This window comes from Mesorhizobium sp. M4B.F.Ca.ET.089.01.1.1, assembly GCF_004022605.1.
Classification (GTDB): domain Bacteria; phylum Pseudomonadota; class Alphaproteobacteria; order Rhizobiales; family Rhizobiaceae; genus Mesorhizobium; species Mesorhizobium abyssinicae.
In genome coordinates, this window is record NZ_RZOS01000836.1 from 1 (window position 1) to 1,329 (window position 1,329).

The 1,329-nt window shown below is 67.2% G+C and carries 1 protein-coding gene; it reads right to left on the reverse strand.

Annotation, left to right across the window (positions count from 1 at the left end):
* Positions 1 to 177 precede the first annotated feature (177 nt).
* Positions 178 to 1,329 (reverse strand): FAD-dependent oxidoreductase (locus EN780_RS34350; protein WP_133372884.1); only part of this gene is annotated, 1,152 nt, incomplete at its 5' end.

Genomic DNA, 1,329 nt, shown 5'->3' on the forward strand with positions numbered 1-1,329 from the left:
CCCGGCAGCAGCATGGCGAAGCGGAACGCCGGCGAAGTGCGGGTTTCCGGCAATGGCTGACTTGCTGCAATGGCCGACATCGATCTGCCCGTCGGAATTATGAAATCGACTTAGATTTTTTCAGATTTGTGAAACTGTCAAGCTGAATCGCGAGAATGACGGAATGTCTCGGCGAAATCAGCGCTCCAACGCGTCGAGCATCCGGTACCAGGCGATCGTCGCGGCAACGCCGACCTGCCGGAAGGCATGGAACGGGATCGGCCGGATCGGCGACAACGGAAACGGCAGTTGCCGCGCATCGCCGCTCGCCAGGTAGCTTGCGATGCGCTTGCCGAGCGCGCTCATCAGGCCGACGCCCCTGCCCTGGCAGCCGGCAACGGCAAGCAGGCCCATTTCGGGCTCGTGGATATGCGGCAGGTGATCCGGCGTCATCGCCACCCGGCCGAACCAGCGTTTCTCGATCGCGATGCCGGCAAGCGCCGGATAGAGGCGGATCAGGGCGCGTTCCAGATGTGCCCAGTCCGCGGCGCTGGAGGGCAGCGCCATGCGGCCGCGCCCGCCCAGCACAAGCCGGCCGTCCGCGCTTCTGCGGTAGTAGACCAGGATGCGGCGCGAATCCGACACCGCCTGCCCGCCCGGCAGGATGCCGGCGCCAATGTCGGCCGGCAGCGGCGCAGTGGCAATCTGGAAGGAATGCAGCGGCACGATGGTCCGCGCGAGGCCAGGCAGAAGGCCATCGGTGTAGGCGTTGGTGGCAAGCACGACCGCCTTCGCCCGCACCTCCAGGCCGCTTTCGGTCAAGACGCGCCAGAGACCGGCGTCCTTGCGCAGCTTCACCACCTTCTGCGCTGGTGCGATCCCTGCGCCAGCGGCAGCGGTGACCCGCGCCAACTCCAGCGTATAGGCCAGCGGATCGACGACGCCGGCGCGGCGGTCGAGCCAGCCGCCGAGATAGCCCTTGGCGCCGGTCATGGCCGCGATCTCGGCCTGGCTTAGCAGTTCGACGTCGGCGCCGCGCGCCCGCCACTGGCGATCCCGGTTTGCTGCCGCAGTCAAAGCGGTCTCGGTGTGCGCAGCCTGGATCCAGCCGTTGCGGGTGAACGGCACCGCCAGCTTCTCGTCGCGGATCAGGTCGAACACCGCATCCGCGGTCGAGGCGGCAAAATTGACCAGCGCCTCGCCACGCTCCTTGCCGAAATGCTCGACCAGCCATTCCGGATCGTATTTCAGTCCGGGGATGACCTGACCGCCATTGAGACCCGAGGCACCCACGCCGATCGCTCCGGCGTCCAGCACCTGGACGGCAAGGCCCTGCCGCGCGGCATGGAG